Here is a 15,233-nt window from a genome sequence, read left to right as displayed (position 1 = left end):
GCCGGTCAGCCGTCGAAGCGCCCCCAGGTGATGCCGAGCCCGGCGAGAGGCCGGAGCAGGTGACGGTGGCGGGCCGTCACGAAGTAGCCGCCCGAGGCCGCCGAGGCGGCCGGGGTGTGGGCGATCACGCCGGGGGCGGCATGGATCTCGCTGCCCATGGAGGGGGAGTGGTACGACCGCAGGGGCACCCGGCGCAGCACCCCCTCCAGCCGGGGCAGCAGTTCGGCGGGGGGAGTGCTGCTGCCCCAGGCGACGTAGGGGCCGACCGGTGCCTCGAAGAGGGCGAAGTGCAGGAGGAAGCGGCTGAGGGGTTCCGGCTCGGCGGTCGGGTCGTCGCCCTCCCGGGTGTGCCGGACCGTCGGGTCCGTGCCGGTGGCGTCGGGCTCCCAGGCGATCGACCAGTCCCAGCCGCCCAGGCTGTCCCCGCCGATCACCAGCCGGTCGCTGCGCTCCGCGGCCTGGAACCGCCCGGCGGGCCATAGGCGGTTCTGCCTGCCGAACAGGCCGGGGTGCCGCGCGGCGAGGCGGTGGAACCGGCGCAGCGCGGGCGGTACGGAGCGCGGCGGCTCGGGCGGTGGCTCCGTGGCGGGGCCGGCGGGGTACCAGTCGGTGACGAACAGTTCCAGGGCGAGGCCGGGGTCGGTGCCGACGTGGTCGAGCCACTCCATGCCGGGGAGCCGGGGATCGAGGCCGGGCGGCCGCTCCAAGGCGAGGGCCTCCTCACTCGGGGGGTCGAAGAAGGGCGGGGCCGTCAGAGGTCGGGGAAGCACTGTTCGGAGAACTCGCCGCCGAAGGCCCGTTGCGCGTGGGTGAGCATCCGCCGGGCGTAGCGCGGGTCCTGGACCAGGCAGGAGTAGCCGTCGAGGTCGACGGTGATGACGCCGGCGGTGTCGGCCAGGTAGACGTCCAGTCCCGGGTACATCAGCTCGACGCACGGGATGTCGTCGATGTCCAGCGCGAACACCGGGTACTCGCCGTGCTCGTCGCCCGCGCCGGTGGCCAGCACCCGGCGGGAGTCCGAGCCGCCCGGGAGCAGGAAGCACTCGTCGAAGCGGTCCGACACGGTGTCGAAGCAGGAGCCCCAGACGTCGCCCAGCTCCGCGCGCGCCAGCTCGCCCAGCGACCGGGGCGTGAACCGGCCGTCCCCGTCGAGCCACCCGAACCGGCGCAGGAGTCCGGCGTCGAACGCCAGCCACCGGCGCAGGCTCGGCGGCAGCGGCCGCCCGCTCGGGAAGACCGCCCCGGCCAGCGCCTCGGCCGCCAGCGGCTCCGGCTCCCCGGTCAGCCAGGGCCCGGCCCACGGGCCGTAGGCCAGGATCGGCCGGTGCGGATCGGCCGCGACGGAGGCGATGGCGCGCTCCGTGAGGGCGACGCCGTGCGCTTCGCTCGGGGGGATCGGGGTCACGGGGGTCATCGGGCTCGCCGTCCTGTCCAAGGTTCGCTCAACTCCTGCTCTGCCGAACCGAATCTACGGCCCCGCGCCGACATCCCCGCCGGCCGGGCGGGGGTTCTCGGCAGAGGTCCCGGGGCCAGTGCGGGTCGTCCCGGCGGTCCGGCAGGGACAGACCGAGCAGCCTCAGGTGGTGCAGCAGCTCGCCCGGCGCGCCCCGGGCGGTCAGCCGGGGGGCGGCGTGACGGGCGAGCCAGGAGGTGAGCGTGGTCAGCAGGGCGGCCTTGTCGTGGCGGGTGTTCCAGGGCAGTTCGTCGCCGAGCAGGTCGCAGGACCAGCTCTCGGCGGCCTCCGCGAGGTTCCGGTCGGCGACCGGGTGCTCCAGCGCCTCCCAGGCGCGGAGCCAGGGGCCCAGCTCGCCGGAGGCCTCGACGCACAGGACGAGCGTCCGGTGCGCGTGGGCGAAGGGCGTGGGGCCGAGCGCGGGGGTGAGGAGGCCGTAGGCCCAGAAGGCGTGCAGGAACTCGTGCACGGCGGCGGCCTGCTGCGGCGGCCACTCCTGCCAGCGGCCCCGGGCGAGCGACCCGCCGATCTCGTCCCGGTGGCGGAACGACTCGGAGCGGCTGTCGACGAGGGTGCCCGCGAGCTGCGGCAGGATCCGGCGGAGCACCGCGCCGTGGTCACTCAAGTCGGGGACCTGCCAGGTCCGCCGGAGGAGGTCGGGGTCGAGCCGCACACCCGGGACCTTGAGCAGGGCGAGCTCGTCGGCGCTGCCCCCACGGCACTCGTGGTTGTGCTCCCCGGGGTGTGCGGTCGCCCCGTGGCAGGCGACCGCGAGGCCCTCCAGCGCCGCGCCGAGACGGATCTCCGCGCGGCGGGCGTGCATGTCGGTCATCGGCGTTCGCCTTCGAGGACTCCACCAGCCCGCGCCCGGCGAAGATCGTCACGTCACCGGTCACGGGCGGTGCGGCCGAACCCGTCGGCTCTACCGCCGGAGGGCGGCCGGGTCGGGCAGGGCGAGGTGGCCGTGGAGGGTGTGGGCCTGGTAGGCGGTGCGGAAGGCGCCGCGGCGCTGGAGTTCGGGGACGAGGGAGCGGGTGATCGCCAGGAGGTCGTGGGGGAGGCGGGCGGGGCGGAGGCGGAAGCCGTCCAGGCGGAGTCCTGCGGTGTCCACGGTGCCCCAGGCGAGGAGGAGGTCGGCGAGTTCGGCGGGGGCGCCGGCGAAGACCTCGGCGTCGGAGGCGAGCGGGGCGCCGTCGAGGTCGTCCAGCCGCGCCTTCTGGCGGGCCGCCTCGCCCGGCTTGTCGTCGAGGAGGACGAGGAGGTCGGCGAAGACCTTGAGGGGGCGCTCGGCCGGCCGGGCGACGGCGGTGGCGGCGGTCGCGACCTCGGTGAGGATCGCCGCCACGTCGTCGGGGGAGTGCGGGGTGATGAAGACGACGTCACCGCCCTTGGCCGCCAGTTCGTACGGGATGCGGGCGTGGGCGAGGACGGTGACCGGCAGGGCGTGCTCGCGGCCGTTCCAGAGCCGGCGGACGGTGGCCAGCACCTCGGCCGCGTCGTCGAAGAGCGGGGCGAGGCGGCCGGAGATCGTCTCGGGGGAGCCGAGGTCGGTCTCCTGGAGCGTCGCCGGGGCGGGGCGGCCGAAGTGGGCGGCGTCATCGGCGCGGGCGGAGATCTGCGGCCGCCAGCCGGCCCGGCCGGGCGCGGCCCGGTCGAGGGTGGCCAACGCGGCGGAGAGGTGGCGCGGTTCGGTGTGGGTGACGTTGGTGGTGGGCACCAGTCCGATCCGCGAGGTCAGCGGCGCGACCCGCCCGGCGATCAGGACGGCGTCGAGCCGGCCGCGCACCTGGTCGGTGCGCTCGTCCGGCCCGCGCAGGCTCACCGACTGGACGGCGAGGGCGTCCTCGACGGTGACCAGGTCGAGCAGGCCGCGCTCGGCCTCGGTCACCAGGTCGGCCCAGTACCCGGCGGTGAACAGCTCGCCGGGGCGGGCGCCCTCGGCGCGCCAGGCGGCCGGGTGCCAGCCGGCCCCGTCCAGGGCGACGGCGAGGTGCAGCGGCGGCAGCCCGCGCTCGGGGCGGGTCGTGGACGTGCTGGTCATGCGGCGGTCTCCCGGCTCGGTCGGCGGGCCTGGGCGAGCCCGAGGTGGTCGCGGAGGGTGGTTCCGGCGTACGCGGTGCGGTGCGCGCCCCGGGCCCGGAGCAGCGGCACCACCCGGTCGACGAAGTCCTCCAGCGGACCGGCGCCCGGGTGGGGGGTGAGCAGGAAGCCGTCCGAGCCGCCGCCGCGTACGTACGCGGTGAGCGCGTCGGCGACCTCGTGCGGTGTGCCGGCGATGTCGGCGGCGTGGTCGCGGGCCGCCGGGGCGGTGTCGCCGAGCGCGTAGCCGACGGCGGTGAGGACCCTGAGCCCGTCGGGGGAGCGGCCGTGCGCGGCGAGCCGCTCGGCGAGGTCCTGCCGCAGCGCCCGGGCCTCGTCGAGTCCGGTGTACGGGACGACCGCCACCTCGGCGTCGGCGGCCGCCGACGTCAGGTCCCGCGGGGAGCCGACGGTCCGCACGACGACCGGGTGGCCCTGCGGCGAGCGCGGTGTGGTGAACCGGCCGCTGAGGTCGAAGTGCGTGCCGTGGTGGACGAACGCACCCGCGCCGGGCCGCACGAAGGTGCCGTCGGACGGGTCGGCGGGGACGTCGTCCTCCGCCCAGCTGTCCCACAGCGTCCGGGCGGCGCGCAGGAATTCGGCGGCGTGGGCGTGCCGTCCGGCGTCCGGCGGAAGGGCGCCGTGGCGGAGCCGTTCGGCGTCGGAGGCGGTGGGGCCGGTCGTCACGCTCCAGGCCGCGCGGCCGGCGCTGAGGTGGTCCAGCGAGGCCAACCGCCGGGCCAGCTCGTAGGGCTGATGGCCGGCCGGGCCGAGGCCGGCGGCCAGTCCGAGCCGGGTGGTGCCGGCGGCCAGGGCGCCGAGGGCGGTGAGGACCTCGGGCCCGCCCTTCGCGGACTCGGGCAGGAGGAGGAAGTCGAACCCGCCGCGCTCGGCGGTGCGGGCGAGCCGGGTGAGGCCGTCGAGCCCGCCGGGGTCGGCGGAGCCGTCGGCTGTGGGCGGGAGTACGGCGAGATGGAGCTGTTGCACGGACACGGAGACGATCCCCTCCAGTCGGCCGCCCGTCCGCCGCGCGTTGGTCCGCGCGGCCGGGCCCGTTCATCCTGCGCGGCGGCGCACCGCCCCGGCAACGCTTGCAACGAAGTGTTCATGCGCGGAAACCGGGCGCCATGAAGGTTGCCCTAAGCGATGAGAATTGGTCATTGAAAGGCTGAAACCAATATCTGTCTTCAAAAGCCAGGGTGGAATTAGGAATTCCGCCAGGATCGATGCCAGCATGTGACGTGTGAAGCGTGAAATGTCACATGGCTTCACGCCGTCGCCCCTACCCATGAACGGGAATCACCCGATGAACCGGCTCCTCGCCATCCTCGCCACCAGCGCCGTCCTGACCGCCGCCGGCGCCACCGGCGCCGCCGCCCAGGGCACCGCGTCCGCCGCCGACGCGTCCCCGTCCTCGCCCGCTCCGGGCGTCTGCGTCACCGGATACCGGGGCGTGGTGGTCAACGAGGTCTGCGCCGTCGTCAGCGGCGACCAGGTCACCTTCTACGGCCAGACCACGCCCGGCAGCATCGGCTGGACGGCCCGCACGGTCCCCTACCGGATGACCGCCTCGGTGGTCGGCGGCGCCACCCTGGGCACCATCACGCCCACCGTCCTGGTCGACCGCTCCAGCACCCCGGTGGGCCGCATCTCCGGGACCGTGCCGTGCGGTTCGAGCGCCACGGCGACCCTGGAGACCACCCAGTGGGGCTGGCCGCCCGCCACCGCGACCATCACCGTGCAGGCCGGCTGCTGATCCCGCCGGTCCACGGCACGGCGACGGCCCTGCCCGCTCGCCCGGGCAGGGCCGTTCGTCCTTCCATGATCAGCCGGTCCCCGGCCGCTGCCGCCCGCACGCGGCAGCGGCCGGGGACCGGCGCGCTCAGTGAGCCCAGTGCGCGGGGCCGGAGCGGCTCAGCCGGGCCAGCCGGACCAGGGCGGGATGGTTTCCGGCCTTGCGGGGGGACGGCGAGAGCCGGACGGTTGCCCCCGCCGGGGCCGGTCCGTCCGTCGCCTGGACGGCGGTCGCGCTCGGCGCGTGGTGACGTGCACTCATCCTGGGATCCCTCCTGGTCGGGGAGCGGCTGCCCCGCTCGCTCGCCGGTGCCACCAGGGAACCCGCTCGGGGGTGGCCGGATCAATGCGGGTGACTACCTATCGGTTCCCGGGAACGATGGGTGACCCGGCCCCCGGCCCCGGTCAGCCGTCCGCCGCCGCGTCGGCCTCCGCGTCCGCCCGGGCGAGCGCCTGCGCCGTCCCGGCGCGGCTGGTGCCCAGCTTGTGCAGCACGTTCGCCACATGATGCTCCACCGTGCGCGGCGACAGGAAGAGCGCCTGGGCGATGTCCTGGTTGGCGGTGCCCTGCGCGAGCAGCTCCGCCACCTGCCGCTCGCGCGGCGACAGCTGCTTGCCGTAGCCCCGGCGCCCCGGCGAGCCGATCCCCCCGAGGTCGAGGTCCCGGCGCAGCTTGCGGCACCGCGCGGTGTCGGTGGTCGCGTCCAGGCCGAGGTAGACCCGCTCGGCGGCCGCCATCCGCTCCGCCGCCCGGGCCCGGTCGACGGCGGCCAGCGCGGCGGCGATCCGCTCGTCCGCCCGCGCCGCCTCGTACGGGCGTCCGATGTCCTGCCAGCGGTCCCGGGCCCGGGTGAACGCCTCCACCGTGCCCGCTCCGCCGTCCGCCGCCAGCAGCAGCCCCCGGGCCTGGTCCAGTGCCGCCGACGCGGCGGGCGCGCTCCGGTCGGCGAGCGCCTCGGCCGCCTCCGCGACGACGGCGCCGGCCTCGTCCCGGCCGGCCGTCGCCAGCAGCGCCTCCACCGCCACGGGCAGCAGCTCGGCGGTGCGCGCCCAGGCGCCCGCCTGCCGCGCGGTGGCCAGCGCGGGACCGACCGTCTCGGCGGCGCCGGCGCTGTCGCCCTCCAGCAGCTGCAGCCCACCGAGCCCGGCCGCCGCCCGCAGCGCCACGGTCACCTGCGACTCCCGCTGCCCGTACCAGGCGGCGACCGTGAACTCCTCCCGGGCCAGCGCCAGCCGGCCCCGCCCCGCCGCCAGCCGCCCGACCAGCAGTGAGCGCTCGGCCCCGGCCATCGCCAGGTCGTCGAACTCGGCGCCCAGCGCGGCGAACCGCTGCTCCACCCCGTCCCAGCGTCCGGCCAGCATGTCCAGCCGGATCAGGGCCAGCCGGCTGTAGCACTCCAGGTACGGGATGGCCGTCAGCATGGCCAGCCGCCGGCTCTCCGTCAGCAGGTGCGCGGCCCGGGTGTCGTAGCCCAGCTCGATGGCGATCTCGCCCGTGTTGTACAGCGCCCGGGTGGTCTGGCGCATCACCTCGGGACGCTCCGAGGCGCGCGGCAGCTCGTCCAGCCGGTCCCAGACCGCGGGGTCGCCGGCCCTGGCCTGGAAGGTCAGTGAGGTGGCCCGCACGGCGGCGGCCACGTCCTCGTCCGGGTGGGCCGCCAGCAGCCGCTCCGCCCGGTCGAGCCACTCCCGGGCGTGGCGGCCGGCGCCGTCGCGCTCGTCCATGGCGATCGCCACCATGGCCCGGGCCGCCCGCACCGGGCGCTCCTCCAGCTCCTCCAGGGACTCGCGGATCGGGCCGAACCCGGCCCGGTTGCCGCTGTGCACCGCGGTCAGGAAGCCGAGCGCCAGCCGGATCTCGCCGCGGTCGGCGACCGGCAGCCGGGGGTCGGCGACCATGTCGCTCAGCACCTGCACACTGGCCGCCGGGTCCACGTCGTCGGCCGCGAGCCGGGCCAGCGCCAGGGCGGCCCGGCCGCGCCGGCGCGGGTCGAGGTCCGGCTCGTCCAGCAGGCCGCGCAGCATCCGGCGGGCGCCGCCCGGGTCGCCGAGCGCCACGGCCTGGTCGGCGGCCGCCTGCGCGAGGTCCTGCCAGGCCGCGCGGTCGCCCATGGCCAGGGTGTGCTCGGCGATCCGGGCCAGCGGCCGGGGGTCGAGGGACTCCAGCGCGGCGACCGCCCGCCGGTGCAGCAGCCGGCGCCGGGGCCCGGGAATCCGCTGGTGGGCGACCCGCCGGGCCGCCGGGTGGCGGAAGGCGTACCGGTCGGGCGAGGTCTCGTGCAGGACGGCCGCCTGCAGCGCCTCGGCCAGGCCGTCCGCGCCCGCCCCGGCGTCCAGTCCGGCGACGGCGGTGATCAGGTCCTCGTCCGCGGGCACCGCGAGCACGGCCGCCGCGGCGACCACGGCCGCCCCGTTCGCGCCGAGCCGGGCGAGCCGGCCGGTGACGGCGTCGGCCACCGTGCGCGGGACCTCGGCGGCGGCCAGCGCGGCCGCGAGGCCGGCCGCCCGCCGGGGCGGCGGGCGGTCCGCCAGCGCCCGCAGGTCCTCCTCGACGGCCGACGGCAGGCCCTGGCCGCGCTCGTGCAGCACCCGGACGACCTCGGCGGTGGCCGCCGTCGCACCGAGCACGGTCCGGGCGAGTTCCGCCACCTCCGCGGCGTCCAGCGGCTCCAGCCGCAGCAGGCCGACGCCCGCGCCGGGCCCGAGGGCCGCGCCCCGGCAGGCGGCCGCGAGCGACGGGGCTCCGGGCGGCAGGTCCTCGGGCCGGTAGGTGACCACCAGGGAGAGCCGGGGCGGCAGGTCGCGGGCCAGCCGCACCAGCAGGTCGAGGGTCGCGTCGTCGGCCCACTGCACGTCCTCGACCACCAGCACCGGGTCGTCCAGCGCCGCCAGCAGCGCCCGCACGCCCTGGGCCAGCAAACGCCGGGCGGACAGCAGGTCGCCGTCCACGGCCGGCGCGGCGGGCAGCCGGTCGGCGAGGTCCGGCAGCACCCGGCGCAGCGCCCCCGTGCTGGGCGGCAGCGTGCCCGGCGGGGGCAGCAGCGCGGCGGCGTCCCGCAGGGCGTCCACCACGGGGCCGAACGGCTCCGGCTCGCGCAGCGGGTGGCAGCGGCCGAGGAGCACGGAGCGGCCCGTGCCGGCGGCCGCCGGGCCGCTCAGCGCTCGCAACGCCTCGGCGACCAGCCGTGACTTGCCGACTCCGGCCTCGCCCTCGACGAGCAGCACGGCCGGCGGCCGGGCCAGCGCCTCGGCGAGCCGGGCGAGTTCCCGGGCCCGCCCCACGAAGCCGGGTCCCTCCGGCGCGTCCGGCGCCGTCGGCGGGTTCATCGGCGCCGCGTCGGGTCGGCGGCGGAGGAGGTGTGAGCGGACATGCCCCCATGATGCCCGCGCCCGCCCCGCCCCCGTCGAGCGGGGCCGGGCACACCCGCTCAGACCGCCCCGTACGCCACCGCGGCCCCGTCGGGCGACGGCGACGGCACGGCGGCCGCGGCGAGGTGCCGACGGACGGGGGCGAGCGGGTCCCCGGGCGCGCCGACCGGCCGGACGACCCGGCCCGGTGCCTCGATCACCTCGCAGCCCGCCCGGGCGAGGCGTTCGACGGTCGCCGCCGCCGCGCGGTCGTCGAGCGAGAACACGAACGGCCCGGGCACCAGCACCACGTCCACCCAGCCGCGCTCGGCCGCCGTCAGCAGACTGGCCAGGGCCGGCAGCGGGCCGCGGGTGCTCAGGCCGTGGTCGGCGTAGACGTCGGGGAAGGGCAGCGCGAGGCGGTGCGCCAGGTGCTCCATGGCGGAGCGGACGTACTCGGCCTCCTGGGGGTCGTACGGGCGGCACCGCAGATACATCGCGGGCCGTCGGGCCGCCCGGTTCAGCGGTTCGTGGGGGTGGTGCATGCCGTTCACCTGGCCTTGCTCGCTGCTCACTGCTTGCTGGTTGCCGCTTGCTGTGACGGGTGGGGGAGTGCGGCCGCGGGCCGGGGTCCAGCGGACCTCCGGAACGGTACGGGGATCAATGGGGGCGACTACCCATTGCCGCTCCTGCACCGTTCGGTGCCCGCTCAGCCGCAGGTGGGACACGGTGTGCACGGCAGGACCCGGGCGTCGTCCAGGACCGGGCCCGCCGTGGTGCCCGTGGTGCCGCGGAAGGCGAGCGTGGTGGTGCCCTCGGCGGCCTGCCAGTGGCCGGGGCCGATGTGGTCGGCAAGGGTCCTCCCGGGGACGGAGCGGCGGGGCGGTGAGCGCCGGACACCTGAGATCGTGCGGACCGCCGGGACCCCGGCCAAGGGTGGGGCACCGGCGCCCCGTGGTGCGGGCGGTGGCGATCCGGACTCCCGCACGCGGGTTTGCCGCGCCGCGAGCCGCCCCGATGCCCTCCCACCTGCGGTTTCCCGCGTCGCCCGGCCGTCGCGTCGCGGTCCGGGCGGCCCGTCGGCTCACCCGGGCGCCGCACCGCGCGGCAGTCGGTGGTGGTGCACGAAGCGCCGTGCGCCCCCGGTGCACTTCGCACACGCTCCGGGCGCCCCCGCCGTGCCGGGCCGGTGGGGCGGCCGGGCACGGACGGGAAGGCGCGGTCTGCCGTCGTCGGCAGGGGTCAGGACGCGGGGACGGTGTCGGTGAAGGACGTGCCGGAGGCGCGGTAGCCGGTGACGAGGGTGCCGACCTGGGCGGGGGTCAGCACCTGGTCCTTGACGTGCAGGACGTAGTCCACCTGCTCCTCGTACGTGCGCGCCTCGGTACCGGTCTGCCCGGCCAGGTCGGTGAGCCACTGGTTGAAGGCGATCACCATCGGCCGCTCGGGGAGGTAGCGGGCGTCGTGGCGGGAGAACTCGACCCCGTCGACGTAGTAGACGATGGTGCTGTCGTCGATGGTCAGGACCAGGTCGTGCCAGCCGGCGAACGACGTCCGGGAGGTCGTGTACTGGTTGACCGAGCCCTCGGCGCCGTACGTCTCCCAGGAGGTGGTGAAGAAGATGTTCGAGGTCTCGCCCCAGCCGCCGTTGGGGAGGTACTCGAAGTCGTACTCGGAGTAGTCGTCGGCGTCCGGCGCCTTGAGGTCGTTGATGGCGAAGAAGCTCTGGACCAGGTGGTCGCCGTCGGGGCCGGTCACCGGGGCGTCGGAGAAGCGGACCCGGGCGGCGTACGTGCCGTTGCGGAACTTCATGGCCTGGCTGTGGAACTCGCTGTGCCGGGTGGACTCGGCGGTCCCGGCGCTCGACGTCCGCAGGGTCATCACCGAGTTGCCGTCCTGCTTGGCGAAGGTGACGTTCTCGGGCGCCCAGGTCGCCCCGGCGACGCCCGGCCCGCCGCCGCCCGCGCGGGCGTTCCAGCCGTGGGCGGCGAGCGCCGGGTCGGCGTGGCCGGTGTAGTCGAGGTCGTCGAAGAGCACCTGCCCGCCCGGGACGGTCGGCCGGGTGGGGGCGGTGCCCCAGACCTGGACGCCGGCGACGCTCGCGGTGACCTTGGTCCAGTTCGCGTACCCGGTCTGGGCGGCGCCGAAGGAGTAGTCGTCGCCCTGCTGCATGGACTGCCAGTCGGTGCGGTGGACGCGCAACTGGAGGTCGCCGCTGTCGGCCCCGGGGGCGAGCGTGCCGGCGCCGCCGGTGAAGCCGATCTCCAGGTAGCGGTCGGCGGCCGCGCCCGGCTCGTTGATGGTGCCGATGGTGCCGGTGACGTTGGCGCAGCCGCGGACGGCCCAGTCGCAGGCGAAGCGGTACGCGGCGAAGGGGGAGTCGGAGCGGAAGTAGTAGCGCAGCTTGACCTGGTCCAGCGAGATCGGCGTGGTCCCGGTGTTGACGACCTTGAGCCACGGCGAGGCCTGCGAGCTGCCGCTGCCGCCGTTGCGGTACTGCACGGCGAGCGGCTCGCCCGCGGCGGCGGCCGCCGGCAGGGCGCCGAGCACACCGGCGCCGAGCCCGACGGCGACGGCGGCGGCGAGCGCCGCGCGGACGCGGGGGAGCCGGCGGCTGGTTCTGACGGTCATGGGGGTTCCTCTCCTGACGTGGGGGATGGCGCGCGGCGCCGGCGGAGGGGAGCCCGGGTTCACCTCGGATGCGGCGGTGGGGGAGGAGGTGGCGGGCCGCGCGATCAGAAAGTGGCATAGACCAATTTGGCTGGTCAAGCCCGAAGTGCGGCGATCGGCCGGAACGCGGACGTCCGCCGCCGGGAGTGGCTGATTGTGCCTGTTGACGGCCGCCGAACGGCGCTTGCGGCAGTACGGCCGAGAGGGGACCGGCGACGGTCATCCCGGCCGGCCCGGGTACGGGCGCGGGTGAAGGTCCGCCCGTCCCGGCCGTGTCCTCGGCTTCGGTGCCGCCCCGACGGCCACCGGGACCGACCGGGCGGCCTCCGTGGCCGGGTTGCCGAGGGAAGAACTCTTGGGGGGCGGGGTGCGGCCAGGGCCGGATGTTGGCTGGTCGGAGGCGCCAACTGATGCGTGCCGGAGCTGAGTTGAAGTGTGATTGGCATTGTCGCGGGGTGGCCGGGTGGTGAGGATGGGCGCACCTCCGGCCGGTGGGGCCGGGTGGGTGATGCCCGGGAGGGATCTTCGATGCGTTCGACGGCTGCCCGTGTGATGACGGGTCTCGTGACCGCGGTGTGCGCGGTGGGGGTGCTGGCGCCGGCGGCGGTGGCCGACCCGCCTCCCGGGGTGGTGCCGGCCGCCATCGACCTGGTGGGGGTCGGGGCGGACACCACGCAGGGATTCATGAACCGGACGTCCAACGACTACGACGCCACCGTCACGCCGGGGCAGCCGCGGCTCTTCAGCTGGGACGCGACCGGGCCCAGCCCGATCACGACCAAGACCGGGGCGCCGTTCATCGCGCGCCCCGACGGCAGCCTCGCCGGGTTCAACGCGCTGGTGGGCACCACCTCGTCGACCGTCGACTACGTCCGCTCCGCGCGCCAGCCGGCGGTCGACCCCAGCCCCCAGCCGTACCTCTTCGTGCCGTTCGCGCGCGACGCGGTCACCTGGGCGGCCAAGTCCGGCGGCCACGCGCCGGCCAACCTGAGCACCAACCAGCTCAGGAGCATCTACCAGTGCACCGTCACCAACTGGACCCAGCTCGATCCGTCGTGGATCAACGCCACCATCAAGCCGGTGCTCCCGCAGCCGAACTCGGACACCCGCGCGGCGTTCCTGAAGGCGATCGGCGGGGGCACGCCGGTGACCCCGGGAGCCTGCGTGACCTCCGGTCCGCGAAACGACCGCGGCACCGACCCGCTGCTCAACGACGACGACGTGGTGTTCCCGTACTCGGTCGGCGTCTACGTCGACCAGGTGTACCGTGGCCACGGCACCGGGGCGGAGTCACCGGGCCTGCTCACCCTCCGTGCCGTCAACGGGATCGCACCCGTCGACAGCCTGACGAACAGCATCAGCCCCGCCTTCGCCGCCACCGTCTACGGCCGCATGCTGTGGCACGCCTTCCGCACCGCCGAATACACCGCCACCACCGCTCGCGGTGTCGCGCTGCGCAGGATCTTCGGCCCGGCCTCCGGCCCGGGCTGGATCTGCGGCCACCCGGCCGTGATCACCGGCTACGGATTCCTCACGGTCCCCAACTGCGGCACCAGCGTCTACGCCACGGGCATCAGCCTCTGAACCCGGTGGGCACGCCGCCCGTGGGAGGGCCGGGCCGGTGGGAGTCGGTCCGGTCCTCCCGCGAACGGGCGAGGTCAACGGCGGGGCGGCCCGCGCAGGTGTGGTCGGTGGTGCTCCGGCCGGTGCAGGCCAAACGCACGGTGCTGTTCCGACAGCGGGAGATCCGTCCCCCTGCCCACCCCGCCGACCTGCCCCCCAGTGCGCCCAACCGGCCCCTGACCTCGGCCGGGTAGCCCGCCGACGGTCCTCGACCACCGTGTCGACCTCCGCACGCGGGGACCGCCAGGAGCCCGACGGCCGGCGGCCTTGATCGGGTGTCCGGGATCGACCGTCGGCCAGGTCGGGCAGTGGTGTTCCTCCGCCCGGGCAGCCGGCCGTCCGCCCGGGGGCGGGGCACAGTGGTTCGGGTGCGGATCGGGCCGGAGCGGTGTCTTCCAAGGCGTTTGAGGCCACGACAGCCGGGGAACGGGAGTTCGACAGTGCGCCGGGCCGCGATACGATCCCGCGTCACGGCAGCCGAAAGGGGACGGGGAGTTGGGTGAGAGTGCGTCGGGCACCGTCCCCGACCGGCATCCGGACGAGCACGTACGGCTCGCGCGCTACGGCCGGGCCTTCGCCGCGGTGGCCCCGGGCGGCGCGGCCGCGCTGGTCGCCCGGGTGCTCACCGATCCCGACCCGACCATGGCGAACAGCGCCGTGTGCGAGTACCTCGACCGGCGGGCCGCCGAACTCCTCGCCGACCCCGGCTGGTCGGCCTGGTGCCGGGAGCTGACCGGGCCCGTGGCGGTGGACGACTTCACCGCCCGGCGGCTGCGGGAGTGGACGCTGCTGCGCGCGATCGCCCTGGACGAGCCGTGGGACGCCGAGCAGGTGCTCACCGCGTCCAACTGGCTGCAGCTCCGCCTCGCGGAGGAATCGCGGGACGCGGCCGCCCTGGCCGTGCCGGCCGGGGGCGGTCGTACCCGGCGCATCCGCAACACCGCCGCGTCCCGCAGCCCACGCCCCGGCCGTCCCCCCCTTTCCCCCACGCAGAAGGGCCCGCACTCGTGAGCCTCCCGTCGCACCGGCAGCCGCCCGCCCCGGCCGATGCCGGCCCGCCCGTCGGCCGGGTCGATCCCGCCCTCGCCGACCGCCTCACCGACGCGGTACTGCTGGCCGGCCTGCCGGTCGCCTTCGGCGACCACGGGCCCGGCGTGCGCATCCGGCCCGCCCGGCCCGTCGACGCCCGCGACCAGTGCGCGGGCATGGCCGCCCTCGACTGGTTGCCGTCCCCGCGTCTGACCGGCGCCGCCGCGGTGGCGGAGCCGGGCGACGCGGCCGGGCCGGCCCGGGAGGTGGTGGAGATGGCGATGACGAACGCGCTCGCTGAGTTCCTGCCGGCCCTCGGGCTGGAGACCAGCCGCGACCGGACCGGCCGGGAGCTGCGGGTCGACGGACGGGCCGTGACCGGCGGCGGTCTGACCGTCCCGCCCGGCGTCCTGGTCGCCCGCCAGGTCGGGCCGACCCCGGTGGAGCTCGGGCTCCCGGCGGACGTCGTCAACACCGTCCGCCGCAGCGCCACCCTCGCCGGCCTCCCCGTGGCCACCCACCTCGGTGCCACCGGCATCACGCTCGCCGCCTGCGCCCGGACCGGCGGCACGGACGACCGCAACGGCGCGACGGACCTCGGCTGGAACCCCGCCCGCCGCCTCGCCGACCTGGCCGACAGCACCCTCCCCGAGGCCGCGCAGGCCGCGACGGCCCGCGCGGCCGTCGACGGCGCGATGCGTCACGCCCTCGGCACCGCCCTGCGGGCCTGCGGTACCCGGCTCCGCTGGCTCCACGCCCATCAGCGCCTGCGCGTCTACGTCGAGCCCACCCCGGCCGCGCGCCGCTGACCCCGGGCCCGGGGGCGCGGACGACCGCAACGGTGCGGCGGACCTCGGCTGGAACCCCGGCCCGTCGCCTCGCCGACCTGGCTGGCAGCACTCTCTCTGAGGCCGCGCAGGCCGCCATTGCCCGTGCGGCCGTCGACGGCGCGATGCGTCACGCCCTCGGCACTGCCCTGCGGGCCTGTGGCACCCGGCTCCGCTGGCTCCATGCCCATCAGCGTCTGCGTGTTTACGTCGAGCCCACCCCGGTCGCGCGCCGCTGACCCCGGTCCCGGGGGCGCGGACGACCGCAACGGTGCGGCGGACCTCGGCTGGAACGCGGCCCGTCGCCTCGCCGATCTGGCTGGCAGCACTCTCTCTGAGGCCGCGCAGGCCGCCATTGCCCGTGCGGCCGTCGACGGCGCGATGCGTCACGCCCTCGGCACTGCCCTGCG

14 protein-coding genes are annotated in these 15,233 nt (G+C 76.4%); 5 read left to right on the top strand and 9 right to left on the bottom strand.

The genetic code is table 11. From position 1 onward, the window contains the following. Positions 1-5: 5 nt before the first annotated feature. From ACFZBX_RS22690 to ACFZBX_RS22670, 5 genes are all read right to left on the bottom strand, one after another. The gene (locus ACFZBX_RS22690; protein WP_391535589.1) at positions 6-707 is read right to left on the bottom strand and encodes a hypothetical protein; all 702 of its coding nucleotides are present in this window, start codon (positions 705-707) and stop codon (positions 6-8) included. Positions 708-751: 44 nt separating this feature from the next. Beyond that, positions 752-1,405 (bottom strand): hypothetical protein, encoded by a 654-nt coding sequence (locus tag ACFZBX_RS22685; RefSeq protein ID WP_391535588.1) that lies wholly within the window; start codon positions 1,403-1,405, stop codon positions 752-754. Between the two features lie 37 nt (positions 1,406-1,442). After that, entirely contained in the window at positions 1,443-2,285 is an 843-nt protein-coding gene (locus ACFZBX_RS22680; protein WP_391535587.1) for a hypothetical protein, read from the bottom strand. Between the two features lie 90 nt (positions 2,286-2,375). Continuing rightward, positions 2,376-3,494, bottom strand: a complete 1,119-nt coding sequence (locus ACFZBX_RS22675) for an LLM class flavin-dependent oxidoreductase (protein WP_391535586.1) — start codon at positions 3,492-3,494, stop codon at positions 2,376-2,378. Beyond that, positions 3,491-4,525 (bottom strand): LLM class flavin-dependent oxidoreductase, encoded by a 1,035-nt coding sequence (locus ACFZBX_RS22670; RefSeq protein ID WP_391535585.1) that lies wholly within the window; start codon positions 4,523-4,525, stop codon positions 3,491-3,493. Before ACFZBX_RS22670 ends, ACFZBX_RS22675 begins: the two co-directional genes overlap by 4 nt. Positions 4,526-4,838: 313 nt before the next feature. Between ACFZBX_RS22670 and ACFZBX_RS22665 the strand changes: the two genes are divergently transcribed. Further along, complete coding sequence (locus ACFZBX_RS22665) at positions 4,839-5,288, top strand: hypothetical protein (protein ID WP_391535584.1); 450 nt, start codon at positions 4,839-4,841, stop codon at positions 5,286-5,288. A 126-nt stretch (positions 5,289-5,414) separates the two neighbouring features. On the opposite strand, the gene ACFZBX_RS22660 is transcribed toward ACFZBX_RS22665, so the two are convergent. From ACFZBX_RS22660 to ACFZBX_RS22645, 4 genes are all read right to left on the bottom strand, one after another. After that, positions 5,415-5,588 carry a hypothetical protein gene (locus ACFZBX_RS22660; protein ID WP_350548720.1) on the bottom strand — a complete coding sequence of 58 codons (174 nt, stop codon included), beginning with the start codon at positions 5,586-5,588 and terminating at the stop codon, positions 5,415-5,417. A 143-nt stretch (positions 5,589-5,731) separates the two neighbouring features. After that, entirely contained in the window at positions 5,732-8,653 is a 2,922-nt protein-coding gene (locus tag ACFZBX_RS22655) for an AAA family ATPase (RefSeq protein WP_391535583.1), read from the bottom strand. A 101-nt stretch (positions 8,654-8,754) separates the two neighbouring features. Continuing rightward, complete coding sequence (locus ACFZBX_RS22650; RefSeq protein WP_391535582.1) at positions 8,755-9,249, bottom strand: hypothetical protein; 495 nt, start codon at positions 9,247-9,249, stop codon at positions 8,755-8,757. Positions 9,250-9,916: 667 nt separating this feature from the next. Continuing rightward, entirely contained in the window at positions 9,917-11,305 is a 1,389-nt protein-coding gene (locus ACFZBX_RS22645; protein ID WP_391535581.1) for a cellulose binding domain-containing protein, read from the bottom strand. A 567-nt stretch (positions 11,306-11,872) separates the two neighbouring features. Between ACFZBX_RS22645 and ACFZBX_RS22640 the strand changes: the two genes are divergently transcribed. The 4 genes from ACFZBX_RS22640 to ACFZBX_RS22625 form a co-directional block, all read left to right on the top strand. Beyond that, entirely contained in the window at positions 11,873-12,928 is a 1,056-nt protein-coding gene (locus tag ACFZBX_RS22640; RefSeq protein WP_391535580.1) for a substrate-binding domain-containing protein, read from the top strand. A 534-nt stretch (positions 12,929-13,462) separates the two neighbouring features. Then, complete coding sequence (locus ACFZBX_RS22635; protein WP_391535579.1) at positions 13,463-13,978, top strand: hypothetical protein; 516 nt, start codon at positions 13,463-13,465, stop codon at positions 13,976-13,978. After that, entirely contained in the window at positions 13,975-14,805 is an 831-nt protein-coding gene (locus tag ACFZBX_RS22630; RefSeq protein WP_391535578.1) for a hypothetical protein, read from the top strand. The genes ACFZBX_RS22635 and ACFZBX_RS22630 overlap by 4 nt, the downstream gene beginning before the upstream one ends. Before the next feature lie 201 nt (positions 14,806-15,006). Then, positions 15,007-15,233, top strand: a 227-nt coding sequence (locus tag ACFZBX_RS22625) for a hypothetical protein (RefSeq protein ID WP_391535577.1), incomplete at its 3' end; no start/stop codon positions are given.

The organism is Kitasatospora sp. NPDC008115, from assembly GCF_042957205.1.
In the GTDB taxonomy this organism is placed as follows: Bacteria; Actinomycetota; Actinomycetes; order Streptomycetales; family Streptomycetaceae; genus Kitasatospora.
The sequence above is the reverse complement of the archived record's forward strand: the minus strand, read 5'-3'. Positions and strand labels throughout refer to the sequence as shown.

What these genes read in the sequence shown, in the direction of transcription:
- ACFZBX_RS22675 (WP_391535586.1), bottom strand. Translation starts at nt 3,494, where the DNA reads ATGACCAGCACGTCCACGACCCGCCCCGAGCGCGGGCTGCCGCCGCTG.
- ACFZBX_RS22665 (WP_391535584.1), top strand. Translation starts at nt 4,839, where the DNA reads ATGAACCGGCTCCTCGCCATCCTCGCCACCAGCGCCGTCCTGACCGCC.
- ACFZBX_RS22640 (WP_391535580.1), top strand. Translation starts at nt 11,873, where the DNA reads ATGCGTTCGACGGCTGCCCGTGTGATGACGGGTCTCGTGACCGCGGTG.
- ACFZBX_RS22680 (WP_391535587.1), bottom strand. Translation starts at nt 2,285, where the DNA reads ATGACCGACATGCACGCCCGCCGCGCGGAGATCCGTCTCGGCGCGGCG.
- ACFZBX_RS22645 (WP_391535581.1), bottom strand. Translation starts at nt 11,305, where the DNA reads ATGACCGTCAGAACCAGCCGCCGGCTCCCCCGCGTCCGCGCGGCGCTC.
- ACFZBX_RS22660 (WP_350548720.1), bottom strand. Translation starts at nt 5,588, where the DNA reads ATGAGTGCACGTCACCACGCGCCGAGCGCGACCGCCGTCCAGGCGACG.
- ACFZBX_RS22655 (WP_391535583.1), bottom strand. Translation starts at nt 8,653, where the DNA reads ATGAACCCGCCGACGGCGCCGGACGCGCCGGAGGGACCCGGCTTCGTG.